The sequence below is a fragment of the Pseudomonas sp. FSL R10-1339 genome (assembly GCF_009600545.1).
GTDB lineage: Bacteria > Pseudomonadota > Gammaproteobacteria > Pseudomonadales > Pseudomonadaceae > Aquipseudomonas > Aquipseudomonas bubulae.
This window is the reverse complement of sequence record NZ_WIVQ01000088.1, coordinates 1-18,801: the sequence shown is the minus strand read 5'-3', so window position 1 is coordinate 18,801 and position 18,801 is coordinate 1. Positions and strand designations below refer to the sequence as shown.

Below are 18,801 nucleotides of genomic sequence, written 5' to 3'. Positions count from 1 at the left end.
TGGCTCATGACGCACTCGGGGCAGGTGGTGAGGCTGTATTTCAGCATACTTGGAGACTTGTTCGGAGTTTCCCTAGCTGTGTTATAAGCGAGGGAAAATTTTTCCTTAGCACTTTCCGGTATGTTTTTCCTTTTGCCCGTGGATGCATAAATGACGAATGCTCGCTCGATAATATCAACCACTTTAGATGGCACTGCAAAGTCAGACTCGTACTGGTAGAGTAAGTCTTTCTTGAAGAAGGATTCGACGGCGTCCAGGTATGAGCTTGAGGCAAGCACCGCCATCTTATGAAGCTTTCTACAGCTGTACCAACAACTGTCAGCAATTCGTGCTCGAAGCAACGGGTGGTCAATCTGTTCGGCGATTTCAGTAAGAACTTTCTGTTGCTCACCTATGTAATCACCCGGGATTAGCGACCTCCTACCATCCATGATGAATTGAGGCGTGAAGGCATCATCTCGGTTGGGATTGAAGTGATAGCTGCAGATGACAGCCAAAACCCTGTACGCCCTTACCGCTGCATCATCCCCGGTTTTTTCAGCCGCTTTGGCAGCCTCCTGAAACGTTTGCTCAAGCGTGTGGAAGTGAAGTGAATTGCTCATGGCGAGTATTGATGTGGGGTTGATGTGAACGAAATCATCTAGGGTCGCCACATCCATCAACGGTTGCTTTTCTTCCTGATTCTTGTCTGCCACGTGCTCACTCCCAGGCGATTTTGATGAGCTCAGCTTATCCTAAATATCGATGATGGCCATGTGCCAAATGGGAGGGGAGGTAGGGAGATCTATGGGTAGTGTCAGTCGGTAGTGCCAGGAATTGGAGCTATATCGCTGCTGGTCTGTCCAATCAGCTTCAGTCCAGTCGAGCGGGAGGTGGTGTAGAGGTGTACTGGCGGGGTGTGTGTGACTGCACACAAATTACACACGATATACCTTGTAGGCCACGGAAATACTAATTAAACCGTCCAATCCATCATGGGCGCAACAGAAAACCGCCGAGACAGCGCAGCCCCTGTGTTTACTGGCTTTGAAGCAATATTCTGTACCATTGTGCTCTACGTTTTTGCTGCGATTTTAGGGGGTAAAAGGGCGTATTTTGAAGTCGACTGGTACAATTTACCAATCAAAACAACAATTGTACCAGGCGATCATGGCCACTATCCGAGCACGCAAGCGTACTGACGGCAGCATCAGTTACACGGCACAAGTACGCCTGTTTTGCGATGGGTTGCAAGTCTACCAAGAGAGCCAGATCTTCGCCCGATAACAGACGGCCCGGCAGCTTTGGGTCGATTGCGGGACTTTGCGACAGGCAGCAATCGGACAGATGCAGCCACTCGAACAACATAACCTGAGCGCTGTTTTGCAGCGCCAAACGGTCACTTATGTTCCGCTGCCAACATTGATCTGAACTGGGAAATACTCTCTGAAGATAGCCCGGCACCTTCGAACACTGCGCAGGTGAAGCTAACGGGGGCAGGGCCTGGAGCGGTTATGATGCGGTCTGCAACCACCGCTATCGGACTGTTTCGATAAAACCCGTGACCTTCATAACCTGCAGCATTCTCTTGTAAGAAATTAGCACTGTTTGAGGTATGTGGAATCTTGTCGAGAAGCCCGGCCCTCGCAAGTGCCAGAGTTCCCCCACAGATACCTGCAATCGTCGCTCCACTTGAACGACTGGCATGAAGAAAGTCTCGAATATCCGGTGCTTCTGCACGTTCCCAGACCATTCCCCCGATAACGACCACAACATCCGGTTTCCAGTCCAGGCATTGTTGCAAGTTACTATCGATCGTTACAGGCAGCCCGCCCTGCGAGTGGATCTGTCCCGGAGCAAAAGCGAAAAACCTGACGTCGATCCCGTAAAATGGGGACGCAGTTCCAGCTATAAAAGCATATTCCCAGTCAGCAAAACCGGGGCTCAGAATCCTCCATGAATGCCAACACCCTATGGCGACAATAAATGGATATCAAGGGCTGCTTTGGGTCGGATAGCAGTCGCTCGCAAAAATCTGCTCTCTACCTATATATGCCAGGACTCAGCCTCGACGTAGCGGGCCAACGCACGTTTGAGGTGGTACTAACGGTCGCGGTCGGTGGCTTGGGACAACTGGTCGAGCTGCTCCACGAGCGCCTCTTCAACACAGAATGACAACACGGGCGGTGCCATGATGGAATCCTCACTCTTGAGTGTATACAGCGTATACGGGTTCTAAAGCTGCACACCCAAGTGGCTGATGAGAACAGAGGTTTCTTGTAGCTTCAGACAAACGCACCGGTGTCTCTGCAAACTACCTGCGATAGCTTATTTTCGTCCTTGGGTGCCATTAAAGCGAAAAAAGGCCAGCCACATCATGGCCAGCCTTTTTGCTTGCTTGAACCACCACCTGAAAATCAGGCTGCCTTGTTACTGATGCGAACTTCGAGTTCCAGATCTGCACTGGCCAACATATTCACCAAAGCATCCAGAGAAAATTTTTCAATTTTCCCCTTGAGCAAATCATTCAGCCTTGGCTGAGTGATATGCAGCCGCTGGGCCGCTTCTTTTTGCGATACATGCCAGGTTTTCACTACCCGCCTGATGGCTCGCATCAACTGAGAACGGACACGCAGGTTCTCGGCTTCTTCTGGCGTATCAACCAACGCATCCCAGACACTGGTAGGGCGTTCGTTTGACATACACTTTTCCTCTGATCAATCACTTGCTTACTAATTTTTGGACAACTGTTTTGCTACAAGTTCTTTTAAAAAAGTGACAGGTGTACTTTTTTTGAGTCGGGTCATAGCTAGGGCTTTACCCCTTCACCGTTGGTAAAGGGGATCGCCACGCCACCCTACGCTCAACCCAGCGATTTGTATCGGGTTCTACCCAGATCCAAATCACGCTTTTCCGTCTTTTGAGTTGTCTTGCGGAAGGCATGCAACACATAGATTGCTTCCGGCCGATTGACCACATAAAACACGCGAAAAGCCCCATCATCACATGCAATCCGGATTTCCTGAACACCCTTGCCAACGGATTTCATTGGCTTGAAGTCGTCAGGCTCTTCCCCTTCCTGTAGTAGTTCTAGCTGAAAACCTGCTCGCTTCCTAGGCACTTCAGGGAAGTCCCGCAGGTCTTGCAAGCTACTTCCAACCCACATGATTTCCTTCATTTCTCGGTTGGGCATCGCTGCACCTCCGTCTTATCAAACATTTTATGCATCTGAAAGTAGTCATCGGTCGCTTCCTCTCTGGTCAAAAATCGAACAGGCATGTTGCTCGTCTCACCTACGGATTCGCGTGTGCGAATCCACGCCTGCGAGATAAACATTATATCTGTTTTGATATAAATACAAGGTCATCTCTCATCACTGTTTTGCAGACATCAAGAGGTGGGGCCATCATGCATGCGAAATGCTCCCAGTGAGGCTACGAGTCCTTGTGCGGCTCATTTCCACGTTGGGATGCGGTCAGCCGCTTCCTGACGGTGCTGGTGAATCTGTGTAGGGATTTATTCAGATGTTGGCGAATGCCAGTTTGTCGAGTGGGCTTCATTCCTGGACATTCATCCTTTGTAGGGCCGTTGAACATTGGAGGTGAGCTTACCGAGAGATATTCAGGAGTTTCGTACGACGTTTCGCTTTCCATCTCGCGAATCATCCGAGAGAATCCCGTTCGCTTGCGCCTGCTCAAATCGGGGAATAGTCTCGGCCCATCGCTGCAAAATCAGCGGTCGGGTTTAGTCGCCCGTAGTGAAATCAGGCGCACAGCGCCACCTCAGAGAGGCGTTTTTTTGCCTCCGGTTTTTGGTGGCCGTGCGCAGGGCGCCTTCGGGCGCGCCGGGTTCCTGGTTTCTCCGGTCGACTAACCTGCGTACGGCTGCCACCCATTCGTTTGGTCGCGATAAGTGACAGCTCCTCTTAGAAGCCAGGAGTTAACGGTATGAAAAAAGTTGTCCCCGATCCCCCCTCATTGACCCTGCAAGATGCTGAACAGTGCGATTCACAGTTGCTGGACCGTGCGGCCGTCAGGCGTGCGCTCGATTATTACCTGCACGACCATAAGCCTGCTCGCCCCATAAGCACGGCCATATTTGCCATCCCGGACAGTGTCAATTCAGAAGCGGCTTTGGCCCAAGCGTCAGACTTGTTGCGCTGTGCGGTTGCTTCGGCGAGTGAGGCGGGGGATGGTTTGTGCGGGCTCGCGCGCGACCGGGTGTTGTCGGTCATGCATCTGGTGGAGCTGGCCAGGGCGTATGTCGATAAATCGCTGGACGGTGTGGCGATGCACTGATGCAGCACGCGCCTGGTTGGCGGCAGGCGCGTTATTGATCTCTGGGTATATTGGGTACTTTTCGAAAATCGCGGCAAGTTGATCGGAGCCTCCCTAGGTAGCTGACAAGCTGCCCAACAATACAAGGAAGTCAATGCTGAGCTCACTGGTATCAAATGGTCAGCAACCAACGTCGGATCAATCAGAACTGGTGGTGCCTTGGTGGAGCTTTACGAAGACCATCCTGGCTGTAACCGCCCTGTCATTAGTACGTGATGGGCGGGTCGGACTGGACACCCGATACCTGATCAGCCATTCACGTTGCGCCAACTGCTTAGGCATGAGGCAGGGCTCGCCGATTATGGTGAACTTGCAGATTATCACGCCGCCGTTGCCAACCATGAGGCTGCATGGTCAGCAGACGAAATGATGCAGCGCCTTGATGGCGCTCGGCTTCGATATACCCCCGGAACTGGATGGCGCTATTCCAATGTGGGTTACCTTCTAATAGGCAAGCTAATTGAACAACTGACTGACTTGTCGCTTGAAGAGGCAGTGGGTCGATACGCACTGACGCCTTTGGGGCTCTCGAGGGTTCGCTTCGCTAAAACGCCAGCAGACTTACAAGATACCCACCTTGGAAATACATCAAATTATGACCCCGGCTGGGTGTATCACGGCTTGTTAATCGGCCCCATTTCGCAAGCCGCACTCTTCCTCGACCGACTTTTCGCTGGGCATCTGCTCCCCACAGGCTTGCTCCAGGACATGCAGATAGCAAAGGCATTGGGTGGTTCGATTCCAGGTCGCCCATGGATTACACCGGGATACGGCCTGGGTTTAATGCGGGGTTCGATCGACGGTGGTTTTACCCTATGCGGACACACAGGGTGCGGGCCTGGCAGCGTCATTGCCGTTTACCGTATCTGCGACGGCGACACATCGGCCTGTTGCGCTGTTTTCGGCGCAGGCACCCGTGAAGGCACCGTCGAAACCCTCGCCGCCGAGCAACTGATACAAGTTTTGCGGTCGGGGGGTAAAGTCGTCTGAGTCCTTCGATGTATTGGCCGGCGATCCGCTACTTATCGTGGCGCAGCTCGCGGCTCAAGGTCTGAAGCATCTCTATATTGACGGAGGTCAGACCATCCAGGCTTTCCTCGCTGCGGGATTGATCAACGAGATCACTATTACGCGCATTCCAGTGTTGTTGGGCAAAGGAATTCCTTTGTTCAGCCAGTTGGGTGGCGAGCTAAATTTAAGTCTGATTGATTCCTCAGCGTCTGATAACGGATTTGTACAGAGTCGTTATCAAGTGCTCGCCCAGGCTTGCTCAGTTGAGAAAACAGGATCTGATTGCAGTGCTCTAGAGATTTGATGACTGCCCGCACGTCATTTGGTGCATAGCGACGTTCAAAGTCAGGTCGTAGCTAACCGACCCACATTTGCAGGCGCTGGCCACCACTGGCTCGATATCTCGAGGATGTTCTTGCTCGGCTGCCACATCAGTGGGGCACTGTTAAGTTATCGGAGATGGCAAAGTTTTAGAGTGGCTGAAACGAAATGACAAAAGAGACGGCACGTTACATCTTGATCACAGGCGCGGCAGGTACCGGCACCACGACTTTGGCGGATGCTTTAGCTAAGGAACTGAGCGCAACTCACCTGGAAGCAGATGATTTTTTGTGGCTGCCCAGTAACCCGCCCTATCTGCATCTGGCAGACAAAACGCTACGAGGAGAGCGCTTGCTACATGAAATGCGCGCTCATGACCGTGCAGTGGTTGCCGGATCAGTAATGGGCTGGGGTCAACCGCTTGAGAGCGAATTTGATCTTGTGGTGTTCCTTTATCTTCCGGTTGAACTCAGATTGGAGAGGCTAGAACGTCGAGAGGTAAAACGCTTCGGTCAAGCAAAGCCGGAGTTTCTGGCTTGGGCAGCTCAGTACGATGAGGGGGGCGTCCCTGGACGTAGCCTGGCCAGGCACCAGGAATGGCTGTCTGCGCTTACCTGTACGGTCTTAAAGCTTGAAGGGGACATGTCTGTTACAGATCGGGTGCGGCAAATACGGGATGCAGTCGACGGACTGAAGCACGCACCGTCAGTCATGTGAACGTGTGTTGGCTGTAGGCTTACGTCCAGCTTGCCAAGCGAGTGGAAGAGATGGGCCAGTCATTCAGCGGCACATTAAGGCAGTCAAAAAGCTCGAGGCAGTTATCCTGGATCGGCACGTTCGCAATCAAAGCATGATGATTGCCGTGCTCTCGAGCAAGACGGGCCGCACCAGAATTTTGTAGCAGTCGGCATCGAATGCCTGCCCTGTCAGTCTGGGGGCCAGTCTGGCTTCAGACTCGCAGGTATAGGTGCCGATATAGCGCCAGCTGTCCACGACGTGGTACTCCTCGATCTCGCCATGCTGCTCGTGCAATGCGATTGCGCCTGGATAGGGCCAGTGATGCACGGCCCAGCGTTCCAAGGCACTCAACAAGCGTTGGGTATGCGCCTTATGGCTTTCTGCCCCTTTGCAGGCACCGGCGCACTTGCCTATCTGAGCCCGAAAGCAGCCCCGTCCCGTTGATTTATCCAGGCCCAGCAGGGTGTGGCAGAGCCGGTGCTCGTCCGCAATCTGCATCAGGGCTTCGGTGGCCATCCGCCGGTTACGGAAAAGCCCGTACAACTGTGGCCCGTCGCAGATCGTGGTGGTGTCGATGATTTCCAGTACCCCGTCGACAATCCGCAATGAGCACAGACGCTGTTGACGACGAAGTCGCTTGTTCTTCAAGGGTTGCAGTTCTTTGATCAGGCGGGACTCCAACAGCAGGGCACCGATTTCTCCTGCGGTTTGCTGGTACTCGATCCGTTGTGTCTGGCGCAGCATTCGGGCTTCTTCCGGCGCGCGCAGGTGGGAAAGCAGTCGGCTGCGTATATCGATGCTTTTACCGATATAGAGCGGCATGGACTCGCCAGCAGCGTAAAAGAAATACACCCCGGGTGCTCGCGGGGCGGCCTCGACCTGAGCGCGCAGGTGGGTCGGGTATGTATAAACAAGGTCGGGGCGAGCAGTAGGGGCGGGCATGGGGTGCACCTTCAAGGTGGATCAGTAGGCCTATGTACCAAGCATGGCCAATTTCAGTTCGGGGCAATGCAATTGAACACCTCACCGCGCAGCTTTTACCAATAGTCCAGGCGTGATGTGCCAGAAGCTCGCTCAATGCCTGACGCGTCAGGGTATTCAATGTCACGTATTACTGCTGTTTGTACCACGGGAGTGCTACAAAACACATCGGAAGAACGCCTTGCTCTACGAGGATTGATCAACGGGAACAGTTATTGCTTGAAGGGCTGAGGGCGGAGGGAAATGCAGACCGCGCAGATTTGTGTGCGCTGTAAGGGTGCGTAAGTTAATCAGGAATTGCGTGTTTTCGAGCGCAAGCAGTTGACCTACTCAGAACAGTTTATAGGGAGCTATCGCTTGGAAAACCTGGTCATTCGTCATGCGCAACTAACGGATGCGACGCAGCTCTGCAATGCCGAGCGTGAAACGGCCAAAACCCCCGGTTTGCTTGTCTCGCGGCCAAGTGAGTTTAACACTGCAGCCTTTGAGCGAAAAATTCTTGCCCTGAAGGATGATGGCCTTTACCTGGTGGTTGAATGGAATGACCAGATTGTCGGGCATGCTTTGCTTGAGCCAATGGGGCTTGAGGCCTTTAAGCACGTTATGAGCCTGACTATCGTTGTGCATCCCGACTATGTGGGGCAGGGTATCGGCCATGTGTTGATGACGCGCTTGTTGCAGTGGGCCGGGGATCGCCCGGGGCTGGTAAAAGTCGAACTGCGGATGCGTGAGGTCAATCGCCGTGCGAGGCACCTTTATCTGAAGTTCGGCTTTGTGGAAGAAGGTCGTCTTGAAAAGCGTATACGCCTACCCGATGGCAGTCTGATCGCGGATATCACCATGGCCTGGTTCGCACCGGAGCACAGCTGAAGCAGCACTGGGTGGCAGCTTGATGCCCTGACGAACTCAAGCTGTCGTCTATAGTCAGAGGACCACCCTTATTCTGAGTCCTCGACCATGCTAACGCCTCGCTCACTGATTACAGCCATTACGTGTGTTGCGCTTGTTTGTGGCCCGGTCACTGCCTCGGCCGATCCAGGTAACGGGAACGGTAAAGGCAATGACAAAGGCGGTCAGCACTATGACCAGGATCATGGCAAGCAAGGTGGCCAGGGCAATAAAGGTAAAAAGTCAGGCGCTGACGACAGGGCGCATGGCCCGAGTATCAATCGTGCAGCCACGCTTGAAATCATTCACGGGCATAGAGATTACTGGAGCCGAAGCCAGGCGCTGCCGCCCGGCATCCAGAAGAATCTGGCGCGGGGCAAGCCGCTGCCGCCAGGTATTGCCAAAAAGCTGGATGGCCGACTGGCCAGCAGGCTGCCTCATTACGAGGGGTACGAATGGCAGCAGGTGGGCACGGAGTTGATTCTGGTCTCCATTGCCACCGGGTTGGTTTATGAGATTCTCAATGGTGCCTTTGATTGATGTGACGCCGTTGTGTCGATCAGTGCCTGAAACTCCGGGCTTATCCCTCGCCTAGACCCGGGAAAAGCCCGGCCAGCCGGGGCAATGTGCCAGTGTTTCTCACTAAGTGGCTGTTTTTGAATAAATTTATTTAAAAAGTGCTTCCCATATCCTCAGAGTGCGGGTATATTTGCGCTCGTTCTCACAGCGAACCCTTACAGGTTCACGGCGATTGGCAACATTCGCAAGCTGCAAGGACGTTAAATGAATGCCAGGCATTCATCGCAACAACTACAGGGGCGTCGCCAAGCGGTAAGGCAGCAGGTTTTGATCCTGCCATGCGTTGGTTCAAATCCAGCCGCCCCTGCCATTTTTCAGATCTTGTCCAGCATCGGGCAAGACTCTCCAAGCACAGCGTCAACGCCGTTCGGCCTGACGCAACCTCGCTAGTCACCCATCCCATACCAATTAATACCACTGTCTTTTTCTTGCCCATCCGGTTTGTGGCGGATCAGTCCTGCGCGTTTCTGCAGCTCAACCCATTGCCTGTGAAAGCAGTGCGTACTGGAGAACACCTTCAGTGGATTGCGGGGGTGTGCCGAGGGCCATTTGGCTCACCCGGTCTACTGGGCCCAGGCCGGCCCGCGTCAGCCATTCACACAGACCGCTGTTATGTGGCACATCGATACGCACCAACTGGCCAGGGATCCGTGAGAGCAGGGTGGCGATCAGGTGCCTGGCCTGCCGGGGATTTTGGGCAATCACCGGGCCAATGCAATGGCCCTTTCCGGCGCGGCGCAACAGGGCAAACGCCTGTAACTGGCCACCGCACTCGATACCGGCCGTGTGTTCGATAGTGTCGTGCAGATGGGCGAAAATGGCACTGCGATCCAGCCCGCTGCCAGCGTTGGCCAGTGCCAGTTGCCGTGCCTGATCCTCTGCGTTGAGGCTGCGGCAGTGTTCGTCTGCGGCCAGCGGCTCAAGGGCCATACATTGTGCCGGGCCCTGGCGCTGCTCGAGGGTGCCGAACTCGATAAAGCCCTGGCTCAGATACAGCGGTGCGCCTGCCGCCGAGGCATTGAGGATCGCCGTGGCCGGCTTGCAGGCCTCGAGCGCCAGCTCCATCAATCGGCGGCCAACACCCTGGCCCTGATAATCGGGGCTGACCACCACCAGGCCAATGGTTGCAAACGCACCTTGTGGGCAGGCGAACGCCGTGCCGATCAAGCGCTCACCTTCGCAGGCCACAAAGCCTTTGCACACCCGGTGCAACAACGCCCAGTCTTCCAGGCGATGGGGCCAGTTCAGTTGCGCGGACAACCTGTGGGCGGCAGGCAAGTCGGCCCGGGTCATGGCGCGGTAGTTGAAGGCAGCCTGTTGCGGCGCGGGCATGATGAAACTCCTGGAACATGTGCGCACTATCTACAGGTATTGCCGCCGCGCTTTCAACCCCCGTGTGCGACCTCATGCCTGGCCGACATGATGCTCGCCACCTGACGTGGCTGGCAGTTGAGGTAGGCCGAGGATTGCAGCCATTGCTGGTCGGGGTACCAGGCAAACATGAACTGGCCATTTTTGAGTTTATCTACGACCTGACGCGCCACTTGCGGGCGGACCGCCGGGCAGCCGAGGCTGCGGCCGATGCGGCCCTGGGTTTTGCTCCACAGCGGGTTCACGTAATTGGCGGGGTGGATCACGATCGCCCGTTCACGGGCCTGATCATTGATGCCGGGCTCAAGGCCGTCCATGCGCAATGAGTAACCATGGCTGCCCACATAGCTTTCCTGGGTGCTGAACAGGCCGAGACTGGACTGGTTGCTGCCTTCGGTATTGGAGAAACTGGTGGCGAAGTTCTCGCCGGATTGTTTTCCGTGGGCCACCAGATCACGCAGAACCAATGTCTTGCGGGTCAGGTCAAAGATCCAGAGACGGCGAGCGGTTGAAGGTTGCGAGAAGTCGATTACCGCCAGATGCCGAGCCTGTTTGGCTCCGTTATTGACCGCGCACTGCATGGCGCTGAGGGCACTTTTCAGGGCCTGGGGGTTGAGTTCCGGGGCGGCATGGCTGAGCTTGTTGAGCAAGAGCGGATTAGCAGCGTAGGCAGTAGTGCAGGTTGCGCTTAAGGCGATGGCTGCAAAGCAAAAACGGCGTAAAAAGTTGAGCATGATTTGCGTATTCTCGATGGAGTCAGACCAGTAATGCTGCGCCGATAACTTGGCGCTTGGGTTTTAACTGCTAGCCTGTGGGTTTGCCGTGACCGCTGATTGAGCTGAAGTTAAAGATGACGGCCCATAATTGGAGTAAAGCAGTTGTTCAAAAAACGCGCATTTTACTTGAGCATTGCCTTGCTGACTGTGCCACTGGTCGCTGTAGCCGATCCCCTACAGGCAGACACCACAAGCCCGGTACAACAAGCGCTCAGCCAACTGCCGCAAGCCTGTCCGGTCCTGGCGCCACGGGTCAATGCACCGATGCTGCGAATGCTGCAGGGGTTTTATCAGGGGCAGAATGACCAGCCGGTATGGTCGGTCAATGGCCGTTTGAGCGCCCTGCAAGGGGAGCTTGCGCAGTTGGCGGATGACGGTCTGGACCCCGACACCTACAAACTGCCTGTCGCTGGTGATCTGTGTGCCGATATCGGGATCAGCCAGCAGTATCTGCAAGCCTTGCAGGACCTGCACTATGGTCGCCTGCAGCAGTCGCGGTTCGAGCCGGTATGGCATGCCAGTGAGGTTGCACAAGACCGCCAGGCCCGCATCCTGGCCTTTGCCGGCCCGGGCCTGGCGGACTTGCCCCGGGCTTTTGAACAGGCGCGCCCGCAAAACGAGCTGTATCAAAACCTGCGTCGGGTCTATGCCCGCCAGCGTCAGCAACCCTTGCCACAATGGCAACCACTGGCCAGCGGGCCGTTGCTGCGTCCGGGGGCTGAGGATGCGCGGGTGCCCGAGCTGGCCCGGCGACTGGTCAGTGAAGGCTACCTCAGCCACCTGCCGGCGACTGTCGATCACCATTACAGCAATGAACTGGTGGCGGCGGTGAAGAGCTTCCAGCTCGACCATTCGTTGCAGGCCGACGGTGTAATCGGCGCGGGCACCCTTAAAGAACTCAACATCAGCCCCCAGGCGCGGCGTGAGCAGCTGCGCATCAATCTGGAGCGCTTTCGCTGGATAGCCCAGGATCTGGAGCCCGATATCCTGCTGGTCAATGTGCCCGCAGCGCAACTGACCGTGTACCGCAACGGTGTGCCGGTGTGGCAGACACGCACCCAGGTCGGTCGTGCCGAGCGCCAGACCCCGCTGCTCAAGTCCCGGGTCAATCGCCTTACGCTCAACCCGACCTGGACCATTCCGCCGACCATCTTTCGTGAAGACAAACTGCCGCAGATCCGTCGCGACCCGTCTTTCCTCAGCCGTCAGGACCTGCAGATTGTGGACAGCAACGGCCAGCCGCTGGCGGCTCAGGATATCGACTGGGATCGACCGGGCAACATCCTGCTGCGCCAGGGCGCGGGGCCGAGGAACCCGTTGGGACGAATTGCCATCCGCTTCCCCAATCCGTTCTCGGTGTACCTCCACGACACCCCTAGCCAGGCCTTGTTCAGCAAGGGGCCACGGGCTTTCAGTTCGGGTTGCGTGCGGGTTGAAGCGGTGTTCCAGCTGCGTGACTTGCTGGTGACACCTGCCGAAAAAGTCCGTAGCGAGGAGCTGTTGGGTACCGGGCTGACCCATGAGTTCAGGCTGTCGAACCCGACACCGATCCTGATGACCTACTGGACCGCCCAGGCAAACAAGGACGGCAAGGTGACCTACGCACCGGATATCTACAATCATGACCCGGCATTGATTGCGGCTCTGGCCAGCAAAAAATAATTCGGCCATTGCGGACTTTCGTAGCAGCTGACGAACGCAGCCTCGCTCCGCTCGTCAGCTGCTACATAGTCTTGGGCAACTTGCCTCATCTGCAGGCGAGCCACTAGTATCCAGCTCCCGATTGTCGACCCTGAGAGCCCCCATGAGCTGCTGGCCCGATTCGCGTTTCACCGATCTGCTGGGTATCGCCCACCCCCTGATTCAGGCACCGATGCTGGGCGCTGGCGCCGATATCATGATCGGCGTGGCACAGGCCGGGGGGCTGGCCTCACTGGCCTGCGCCACGTTGAGCCTGGAGGCCATCCGCAGCGAGGTGGCAGCCTTTCGGGCTGCCTGCGACCAGCCGCTCAACCTGAACTTTTTCTGCCATCAGCCTCCGGAGTACGACGAGGCTGCCATCGAACAGTGGAAGTCGCTGTTCAAGGCCTATTACAGCGAGCTCGGCGCCGATTATGACGCGCCCACTCCGATATCCAGCCGCGCGCCTTTCGATGAAGCCACCTGCGCCCTGGTTGAGGAATTGCGCCCCGAAGTGGTGAGTTTTCACTTCGCCCTGCCGGCACCGGAGTTTGTGGCCAGGGTCAAGGCCTGTGGGGCCAGGGTGCTCAGTTCGGCCACGACGGTTGACGAGGCGCAATGGCTGGAACACCACGGCTGTGACGCAATTATCGCCATGGGCTATGAAGCGGGCGGTCATCGGGCGATGTTCCTGCATCGTGAGCTGACCACGCAAATCGGCACCTTCGCTCTGGTGCCGCAAATCGTCGATGCCGTGTCAGTGCCGGTGATTGCTGCAGGCGGCATCGCCGATGCGCGAGGGATCGCGGCGGCGTTTGCACTTGGCGCCAGTGCCGTGCAAATCGGCACTGCTTACCTGTTTTGCCCTGAAGCAAAGCTGGCCAGGGCTCATCACCGTGCGTTGCGCGAGGCTCAGGCCAGAGATACCGCGCTGACCAATCTGTTTACCGGGCGGCCAGCACGGGGCATCGTCAATCGGGTCATGCGCGAACTGGGCCCGATCAACTCCCAGGCGCCAGCCTTTCCGTTGGCCGGTGGCGTGCTGCTGCCGCTCAAGGCCAAATCCGGGGCTGACAGCGGCGACTTTATCAACCTGTGGGCGGGCCAGGCTTTCCCCCTGAGCCCCGGGCGCATGGCCGAGCTGACGTCGTATGAGCTGACACGCAAATTTATCGACGATTATGCCGCCCGCTCTACATGCCTATAGCAATTTTGCCCGGCATGGCTGGCGGTGCGAATCAGCAACATGATTGCACCTGCCACCGGCAGGCTTACCAGTAGTAATGCATAGCGCAGCGATTCAATACCGAAAGCCGGCTGCAGGGCATCGCTGAGCAAACCGGCCAGCAACGGCCCCAGGCCAATCCCCAGCAGGGTCGAAATAATGGTCTGCAAGGCCATCGCCGTACCCCGGCGGTTGGCCGGGACCAGTTGGGTGATCAGATTGAACGACGGCGCCACCCACCACACCGAAAAAAAGCTGTAGAGCGCGCACAGCAGCATCGCACTGGGCACCGGTACGCTGCCCACCTGCAGCCACACTGTGTTTGGCCACAGCAGGTAGGCGAACAGCGCACTGAGCGCTGTCACATGCCCTATGACCGGAATGCCCACTTGCCAGTGCGGGTTGCGCCGGGTCAGGTGGTCACTCAGCCAGCCGCTGAACAAGGCGCCGATCCCGGCAAAGCCGCCGCAGATAAAACCCGCCAGCAACCCGGCATGTTGCAGTGACAAACCGTGGGAGCGCACCAGAAAGCTGGTGTTCCACATGCCGATGGCATAAGAGCCCAGGGTGGTCAAACCACCCGCCATCACCAGGCAACGGTAAGCGGGCAGGGCCCAGAGTTTGCGTGCCTCGCTGCCCATGCTCTGCAGGGGGTGGGCCGCGTGGGCGCTGGCCAGGTCCCAGCGGCCACGCGCCGGGTCCTTCACCACAAAGGCCAGCAGCGTGGAGAACATCAGCGCCGGCATGCCGATCACGATAAACGCGGTGCGCCAGCCATAGTGTTCAACCACCCAGGCGCCAAGGCTGAGGCCGATCACTGCGGAGAAGGTCGGTGCCGCCGTGAAGCAACTGATGGCAAACGATCGGCGATGGGGCGGGTAGAGGTCGGCAATGATCGACATCGATGTCGAGGTGGTCGGCGACTCGCTCACCGCCACAGCCATGCGTGCCAGGGCGAGCATCCAGAAGCTCACTGCCAGCCCGCACAACATGGTTGCCACGGCCCACAGCAAACAGGCGATGGCCAATAAGCGGGTGCGTACCATACGGTCGGCCAGGCGACCGGCAGGCAGGGCAAGCAGGGCGAATACCGCGGCAAAGGCCAGGCCGGAAATCAGCCCCATCGCTGTGTCACTGACGCCGAACTCGGCTTTGATCGGCTCAATCATCACTGCCAGAATCTGGCGCCCGACAAAGTTGTCGGCAAACACCGCTGCCAGCAATAACAGCAAAGCATGGCTGCGCCAGCCGACATGAGTGTTGGACATGGTGGGTTTCCTGTGAGGTAAAAACGCCGAAGGCGCTGACCCGGTCAGCGCCTCCGTCAAGGTGCGACGCCTCAGGCCCGCTGGCGCGCCAGGGTCATGGCGGTGTCTTCGATCATGTCTTCCTGGCCGCCAACCATGCCGCGACGACCCATCTCCACCAGAATCTCCCGTGCTGGCACGCCGTACTTTTTCTCGGCGCGCTTGGCAAACAGCAGGAACGAGCCATACACCCCGGCGTAGCCCATGGTCAGGGCATCGCGGTCGCTGCGGATCGGGAAGTCCATGATCGGCACCACCAGATCCTCGGCCACGTCCTGAATGCCAAACACACTGACCCCGGTTTCTATGCCCATGCGATCGCACACGGCCACCAGGATTTCCATCGGCGTATTCCCCGCGCCCGCGCCGAGCCCGGCCGCTGCAGCGTCGATGCGGGTGGCTCCGGCCTCGATGGCCGCGATGGAGTTGGACACGCCCATCGACAGGTTGTGATGGCCGTGAAAGCCGATCTCGGTGTCCGGGTGCAGGGCCGCACGCAGGGCTGCAACCCGCGCCTTGATATCGTGTGGCAGCATATAGCCGGCCGAATCGGTGAGGTACACGCAGTTGGCGCCGAAGCTCTCCATCAACTTGCCCTGTTTGACCAGCCCCTCGGGACTGTTCATATGGGCCATCATCAAGAAACCCACGGTGTCCATGCCCAGCTTGCGGGCATAGGAGATGTGTTGCTCGGACACGTCCGCCTCGGTGCAATGGGTCGCCACGCGGATGGTATTGACCCCCAGTTCATGGGCCATTTGCAGATGGTCCACGGTGCCGATACCCGGCAGCAGCAGGGCTGACACCCTGGCCTTTTTCATCATCGGGATCACGGCCGACAGGTACTGCTCATCGGTGTGCGCCGGGAAGCCGTAGTTCACCGAGCTGCCACCCAGGCCGTCGCCATGGGTGACCTCAATCAGCGGCACGCCGGCTGCGTCCAGGCCGCAGGCGATGTCTTTCATCTGCTGCAGGCTGATCTGGTGACGCTTGGGGTGCATGCCGTCGCGCAGGCACATGTCATGCACGGTAATTTTTTTGCCGCGAAGATCCATGATCGGCTCCTTAAGCGAGGGCAGGTTGGGGGGCTGATGCCTTGAGTTGCAGCTCGCCCTTGAGGATTTCCTCGGCGAACATCTCGGCGGTGCGGGCGGCCGCGGCGGTCATGATGTCCAGGTTGCCGGCGTACTTGGGCAAGTAGTCGCCCAGGCCTTCGACCTCCATGAAAATCGAGACCCGGTTGCCGTCAAACACCGGGCCGTTGACCAGCTTGTAGCCGGGCACATACTGCTGCACCTGCTCGATCATGCTGGCGATGGCCAGGCTGATAGCGGCTTGATCCGGTTCGGTTTCAGTCAGGCAATGCACGGTATCGCGCATGATCAGCGGCGGCTCGGCGGGGTTGACGATAATGATCGCCTTGCCCTTTTTCGCCCCACCCACCTGCTCGATGGCACTGGCCGTGGTGCGGGTGAATTCGTCGATATTCTTGCGCGTGCCCGGGCCCACCGATTTGGACGCGGCAGTGGCGACGATTTCGGCGTAAGCCACCGGCTGGACGCTGGACACAGCCGCCACCAGCGGAATGGTCGCCTGGCCGCCGCAGGTGACCATATTGACGTTCATGGCGCCGCGCTTGAGGTTGGCCTTGAGGTTGACCGGCGGTACGCAATACGGGCCAATGGCAGCCGGTGTCAGGTCGATCATCAGCACGCCCAGCTCGTTGAGCTTGCGGCTGTTTTCAGCATGGACATAAGCCGAGGTGGCATCGAAGGCGATCTGGATATTGTCTGCCAGCACGTGCGGCAACAGACCGTCGACCCCGTCACTGGTGGTCTTCAGGCCCATCTCGCGGGCGCGGCTCAGGCCTTCGGAGGTGGCATCGATGCCCACCATCCACACGGGCTCCAGCACTTCGCTGCGCAGCAGCTTGTAAAGCAGATCGGTGCCGATATTGCCCGGCCCGATCAGGGCACATTTGATCTTTTTGCTCATGGCTAAGGTCTCGAAGGGGGGTTAGGGCACAAAGCGCAGGTTGGCAGAGCCCAGGCCGCTGAGAGTCAGGCTGACCTCATCGCCGGGTTGTACCGGAACCAGCGGCGCCAGTGCGCCGGAAAGGATGATTTCGCCCTTGCGAAACGGGATGTCGAACTTGCCCAGGGTATTGGCCAGCCAGGCCACGGCCTCGCAGGGGTGGCCCTGTACCGCCGAGCCAAAACCATGACCGGCGGGCTGGCCGTTTTTCAGCAAGTGCAACTCGACCTTGGCCAGATCCAGCTCGCGCGGGTTGATGCGCTGTTCGCCCAGGGCGAACACACCGCAGGAAGCGTTGTCGGCCACGGTGTCCTGAATGCGGATTTTCCAGTCGGCAATGCGCGAGTCGACAATTTCGAAACACGGCACCACCCATTGGCTGGCTGCCATTACGTCTTCGGCGGTGATGCCGGGGCCGTGCAGGTCTTCGCCGAGGATAAAGGCGATTTCGCCTTCAGCCCGTGGCTGCACCAGGTGGTGGGCGGCAAAGCTCACATCGCTGTTGTCGGCGACTTGCATGCGGTCGGTCAAGAAGCCGAAATCGGGCTGGTGCACATCAAGCATGTCCTGCACGGCACGGCTGGTAACGCCAATTTTTTTGCCGACCACCTGCTCGCCCAGCGCCTGGCGGCGTTGCAAGAAACGCAGGGAAATGCGGTAGGCCGTGTCCAGGGTCAAATCCGGGTAACGGGCGGTCAATGGCTCAAGGCTGCGCCGCTCCAGCAGGGCGTGAAACAACTCGTCGCCCAGGGCTTCAATCAACTGTGTGTCCATAAATTGGCTCTCGGGAGGCTATGCAGAAAATCCTCTTGTGGGAGCGAGCCTGCTCGCGAAACTTCTTCGCGAGCAGGCTCGCTCCCACGGTTTGATGGTGGCTCAACCCGGCCAGACGCTCGATTCGGCGCCGCCGTCTACTTCCAGGATCTTGCCGGTGACCCAGCGTGAAGCCGGGCTGGCCAGGTACAGCGCTGCAGCCGCGATATCTTCAACTTCGCCCAGGCTTTGCAGCGGCGTGGCCTTGATCATGCCGTCGCGCATGGCCACCGGCAGCACGCCATTGAGGGCGGCAGTCAGTACCGGGCCGGGAGCAATGCCGTTGACCCGTACCTGCGGTGCAAAGTCCTGGGCCAGCAGGCGGGTCATATGGCTCAGTGCGGCCTTGGCGGTGCCGTAGGCGCTGAATTGGGTTTGCGCATAACGCGCCGCGCCCGAGGTGATATTGATGATGTTGCCGCTGCCGGCTTCGCGCATATGCGGCACGCACAGCTGGCTAAGGTGATAGGCCGAAGACACGTTGAAGCGCATGATTTCTTCAAAACGCTCCACGCTCAGGGTCAGCGGATCGTTGGGGCCGGCGCCGCCAGCATTGTTTACCAGGTGGGTGATGCGGCCCATCTGCTCGCGGGCCTGGGTGACCAGAGCGCTGCGCTGTTCGCTGTCATTGACGTCGCAGCTCAGGGCCAGGGCCCGACGGCCGAGGCTGCGTACTTCTTCGGCTACGGCTTCAACGTCGGCCAGGGTGCGGGCGGCCAGAACCACGTCGGCGCCTGCTTCAGCATAGGCCAGGGCGATGC

18 protein-coding genes, 1 tRNA gene and 4 pseudogenes are annotated in these 18,801 nt (G+C 57.8%); 10 read left to right on the top strand and 13 right to left on the bottom strand.

Annotated elements, in window-relative coordinates:
- Window positions 1–695, bottom strand: a pseudogene (locus tag GHO03_RS19565) (hypothetical protein); the annotation flags it as partial.
- A 454-nt stretch (window positions 696–1,149) separates the two neighbouring features.
- Here GHO03_RS19565 and GHO03_RS25760 point away from each other — a divergent pair.
- Window positions 1,150–1,263, top strand: a pseudogene (locus GHO03_RS25760) (integrase); the annotation flags it as partial.
- Between the two features lie 115 nt (window positions 1,264–1,378).
- On the opposite strand, the gene GHO03_RS19560 reads toward GHO03_RS25760, so the two are convergent.
- From GHO03_RS19560 to GHO03_RS19550, 4 genes and pseudogenes are all read right to left on the bottom strand, one after another.
- On the bottom strand, window positions 1,379–1,930 hold the full coding sequence (locus GHO03_RS19560; protein WP_372241769.1) for a DJ-1/PfpI family protein: 552 nt from the start codon (window positions 1,928–1,930) through the stop codon (window positions 1,379–1,381).
- A 155-nt stretch (window positions 1,931–2,085) separates the two neighbouring features.
- Window positions 2,086–2,172: pseudogene (locus tag GHO03_RS25600) on the bottom strand (transcriptional regulator); the annotation flags it as partial.
- 224 nt (window positions 2,173–2,396) lie between these two features.
- Window positions 2,397–2,681: a helix-turn-helix domain-containing protein gene (locus GHO03_RS19555; protein ID WP_153400380.1), complete on the bottom strand. Its 285-nt coding sequence runs from the start codon at window positions 2,679–2,681 to the stop codon at window positions 2,397–2,399.
- Between the two features lie 161 nt (window positions 2,682–2,842).
- Complete coding sequence (locus tag GHO03_RS19550; RefSeq protein ID WP_095018472.1) at window positions 2,843–3,172, bottom strand: type II toxin-antitoxin system RelE/ParE family toxin; 330 nt, start codon at window positions 3,170–3,172, stop codon at window positions 2,843–2,845.
- A gap of 754 nt (window positions 3,173–3,926) precedes the next feature.
- Here GHO03_RS19550 and GHO03_RS19545 point away from each other — a divergent pair.
- The 4 genes and pseudogenes from GHO03_RS19545 (at window position 3,927) to GHO03_RS19530 (ending at window position 6,365) form a co-directional block, all read left to right on the top strand.
- A complete protein-coding gene (locus GHO03_RS19545) occupies window positions 3,927–4,277 on the top strand; it encodes a DUF6124 family protein (protein ID WP_095019843.1) in 351 nt (116 codons plus the stop codon).
- Window positions 4,278–4,410: 133 nt separating this feature from the next.
- A pseudogene (locus tag GHO03_RS19540) lies at window positions 4,411–5,306 on the top strand (serine hydrolase domain-containing protein).
- Between the two features lie 13 nt (window positions 5,307–5,319).
- Window positions 5,320–5,631: a dihydrofolate reductase family protein gene (locus tag GHO03_RS19535; RefSeq protein ID WP_252342268.1), complete on the top strand. Its 312-nt coding sequence runs from the start codon at window positions 5,320–5,322 to the stop codon at window positions 5,629–5,631.
- Window positions 5,632–5,816: 185 nt separating this feature from the next.
- Window positions 5,817–6,365, top strand: a complete 549-nt coding sequence (locus GHO03_RS19530) for an AAA family ATPase (RefSeq protein ID WP_153380083.1) — start codon at window positions 5,817–5,819, stop codon at window positions 6,363–6,365.
- A 126-nt stretch (window positions 6,366–6,491) separates the two neighbouring features.
- Here the strand turns inward: GHO03_RS19530 and GHO03_RS19525 are convergent, their stop codons facing one another.
- The gene (locus GHO03_RS19525; RefSeq protein ID WP_153326624.1) at window positions 6,492–7,328 is read right to left on the bottom strand and encodes an endonuclease; all 837 of its coding nucleotides are present in this window, start codon (window positions 7,326–7,328) and stop codon (window positions 6,492–6,494) included.
- A 396-nt stretch (window positions 7,329–7,724) separates the two neighbouring features.
- On the opposite strand from GHO03_RS19525, the gene GHO03_RS19520 reads away from it, so the two are divergent.
- The 3 genes from GHO03_RS19520 to GHO03_RS19510 all read left to right on the top strand — a co-directional run bounded on the left by GHO03_RS19520 (window position 7,725) and on the right by GHO03_RS19510 (window position 9,144).
- Window positions 7,725–8,237 (top strand): GNAT family N-acetyltransferase, encoded by a 513-nt coding sequence (locus GHO03_RS19520; protein ID WP_153400379.1) that lies wholly within the window; start codon window positions 7,725–7,727, stop codon window positions 8,235–8,237.
- A gap of 87 nt (window positions 8,238–8,324) precedes the next feature.
- Entirely contained in the window at window positions 8,325–8,795 is a 471-nt protein-coding gene (locus tag GHO03_RS19515; protein WP_095032534.1) for an anti-virulence regulator CigR family protein, read from the top strand.
- A gap of 274 nt (window positions 8,796–9,069) precedes the next feature.
- Window positions 9,070–9,144: transfer RNA gene (locus GHO03_RS19510), tRNA-Gln, on the top strand.
- 164 nt (window positions 9,145–9,308) lie between these two features.
- On the opposite strand, the gene GHO03_RS19505 is transcribed toward GHO03_RS19510, so the two are convergent.
- Both GHO03_RS19505 and GHO03_RS19500 read right to left on the bottom strand, forming a co-directional pair.
- Window positions 9,309–10,166: a GNAT family N-acetyltransferase gene (locus tag GHO03_RS19505; RefSeq protein ID WP_153380087.1), complete on the bottom strand. Its 858-nt coding sequence runs from the start codon at window positions 10,164–10,166 to the stop codon at window positions 9,309–9,311.
- A gap of 53 nt (window positions 10,167–10,219) precedes the next feature.
- On the bottom strand, window positions 10,220–10,939 hold the full coding sequence (locus GHO03_RS19500) for a murein L,D-transpeptidase catalytic domain family protein (protein WP_095000062.1): 720 nt from the start codon (window positions 10,937–10,939) through the stop codon (window positions 10,220–10,222).
- A 144-nt stretch (window positions 10,940–11,083) separates the two neighbouring features.
- Here GHO03_RS19500 and GHO03_RS19495 point away from each other — a divergent pair, with 144 nt between their 5' ends.
- Entirely contained in the window at window positions 11,084–12,643 is a 1,560-nt protein-coding gene (locus GHO03_RS19495) for a murein L,D-transpeptidase (protein WP_095000063.1), read from the top strand.
- Window positions 12,644–12,785: 142 nt separating this feature from the next.
- Window positions 12,786–13,868: a nitronate monooxygenase family protein gene (locus GHO03_RS19490; protein WP_153380091.1), complete on the top strand. Its 1,083-nt coding sequence runs from the start codon at window positions 12,786–12,788 to the stop codon at window positions 13,866–13,868.
- Here the strand turns inward: GHO03_RS19490 and GHO03_RS19485 are convergent.
- The 5 genes from GHO03_RS19485 to GHO03_RS19465 form a co-directional block, all read right to left on the bottom strand.
- Complete coding sequence (locus tag GHO03_RS19485; RefSeq protein ID WP_095000065.1) at window positions 13,841–15,154, bottom strand: MFS transporter; 1,314 nt, start codon at window positions 15,152–15,154, stop codon at window positions 13,841–13,843. The genes GHO03_RS19490 and GHO03_RS19485 overlap by 28 nt on opposite strands.
- 71 nt (window positions 15,155–15,225) lie before the next feature.
- Window positions 15,226–16,248 (bottom strand): 4-hydroxy-2-oxovalerate aldolase, encoded by a 1,023-nt coding sequence (gene dmpG / locus GHO03_RS19480; RefSeq protein ID WP_095018480.1) that lies wholly within the window; start codon window positions 16,246–16,248, stop codon window positions 15,226–15,228.
- Window positions 16,249–16,258: 10 nt separating this feature from the next.
- Window positions 16,259–17,188 carry an acetaldehyde dehydrogenase (acetylating) gene (locus GHO03_RS19475; RefSeq protein WP_095000067.1) on the bottom strand — a complete coding sequence of 310 codons (930 nt, stop codon included), beginning with the start codon at window positions 17,186–17,188 and terminating at the stop codon, window positions 16,259–16,261.
- Window positions 17,189–17,209: 21 nt separating this feature from the next.
- Window positions 17,210–18,001 (bottom strand): fumarylacetoacetate hydrolase family protein, encoded by a 792-nt coding sequence (locus tag GHO03_RS19470; RefSeq protein ID WP_095000068.1) that lies wholly within the window; start codon window positions 17,999–18,001, stop codon window positions 17,210–17,212.
- A gap of 102 nt (window positions 18,002–18,103) precedes the next feature.
- Window positions 18,104–18,801: SDR family oxidoreductase (locus GHO03_RS19465; protein WP_153400378.1), on the bottom strand; the 698-nt coding region annotated here is incomplete at its 5' end.

Coding starts and splice junctions, on each gene's coding strand:
- GHO03_RS19555 (WP_153400380.1), bottom strand. CDS start 2,681: ATGTCAAACGAACGCCCTACCAGTGTCTGGGATGCGTTGGTTGATACG.
- GHO03_RS19550 (WP_095018472.1), bottom strand. CDS start 3,172: ATGCCCAACCGAGAAATGAAGGAAATCATGTGGGTTGGAAGTAGCTTG.
- GHO03_RS19545 (WP_095019843.1), top strand. CDS start 3,927: ATGAAAAAAGTTGTCCCCGATCCCCCCTCATTGACCCTGCAAGATGCT.
- GHO03_RS19530 (WP_153380083.1), top strand. CDS start 5,817: ATGACAAAAGAGACGGCACGTTACATCTTGATCACAGGCGCGGCAGGT.
- GHO03_RS19525 (WP_153326624.1), bottom strand. CDS start 7,328: ATGCCCGCCCCTACTGCTCGCCCCGACCTTGTTTATACATACCCGACC.
- GHO03_RS19515 (WP_095032534.1), top strand. CDS start 8,325: ATGCTAACGCCTCGCTCACTGATTACAGCCATTACGTGTGTTGCGCTT.
- GHO03_RS19505 (WP_153380087.1), bottom strand. CDS start 10,166: ATGCCCGCGCCGCAACAGGCTGCCTTCAACTACCGCGCCATGACCCGG.
- GHO03_RS19500 (WP_095000062.1), bottom strand. CDS start 10,939: ATGCTCAACTTTTTACGCCGTTTTTGCTTTGCAGCCATCGCCTTAAGC.
- GHO03_RS19490 (WP_153380091.1), top strand. CDS start 12,786: ATGAGCTGCTGGCCCGATTCGCGTTTCACCGATCTGCTGGGTATCGCC.
- GHO03_RS19485 (WP_095000065.1), bottom strand. CDS start 15,154: ATGTCCAACACTCATGTCGGCTGGCGCAGCCATGCTTTGCTGTTATTG.
- dmpG (WP_095018480.1), bottom strand. CDS start 16,248: ATGGATCTTCGCGGCAAAAAAATTACCGTGCATGACATGTGCCTGCGC.
- GHO03_RS19475 (WP_095000067.1), bottom strand. CDS start 17,188: ATGAGCAAAAAGATCAAATGTGCCCTGATCGGGCCGGGCAATATCGGC.
- GHO03_RS19470 (WP_095000068.1), bottom strand. CDS start 18,001: ATGGACACACAGTTGATTGAAGCCCTGGGCGACGAGTTGTTTCACGCC.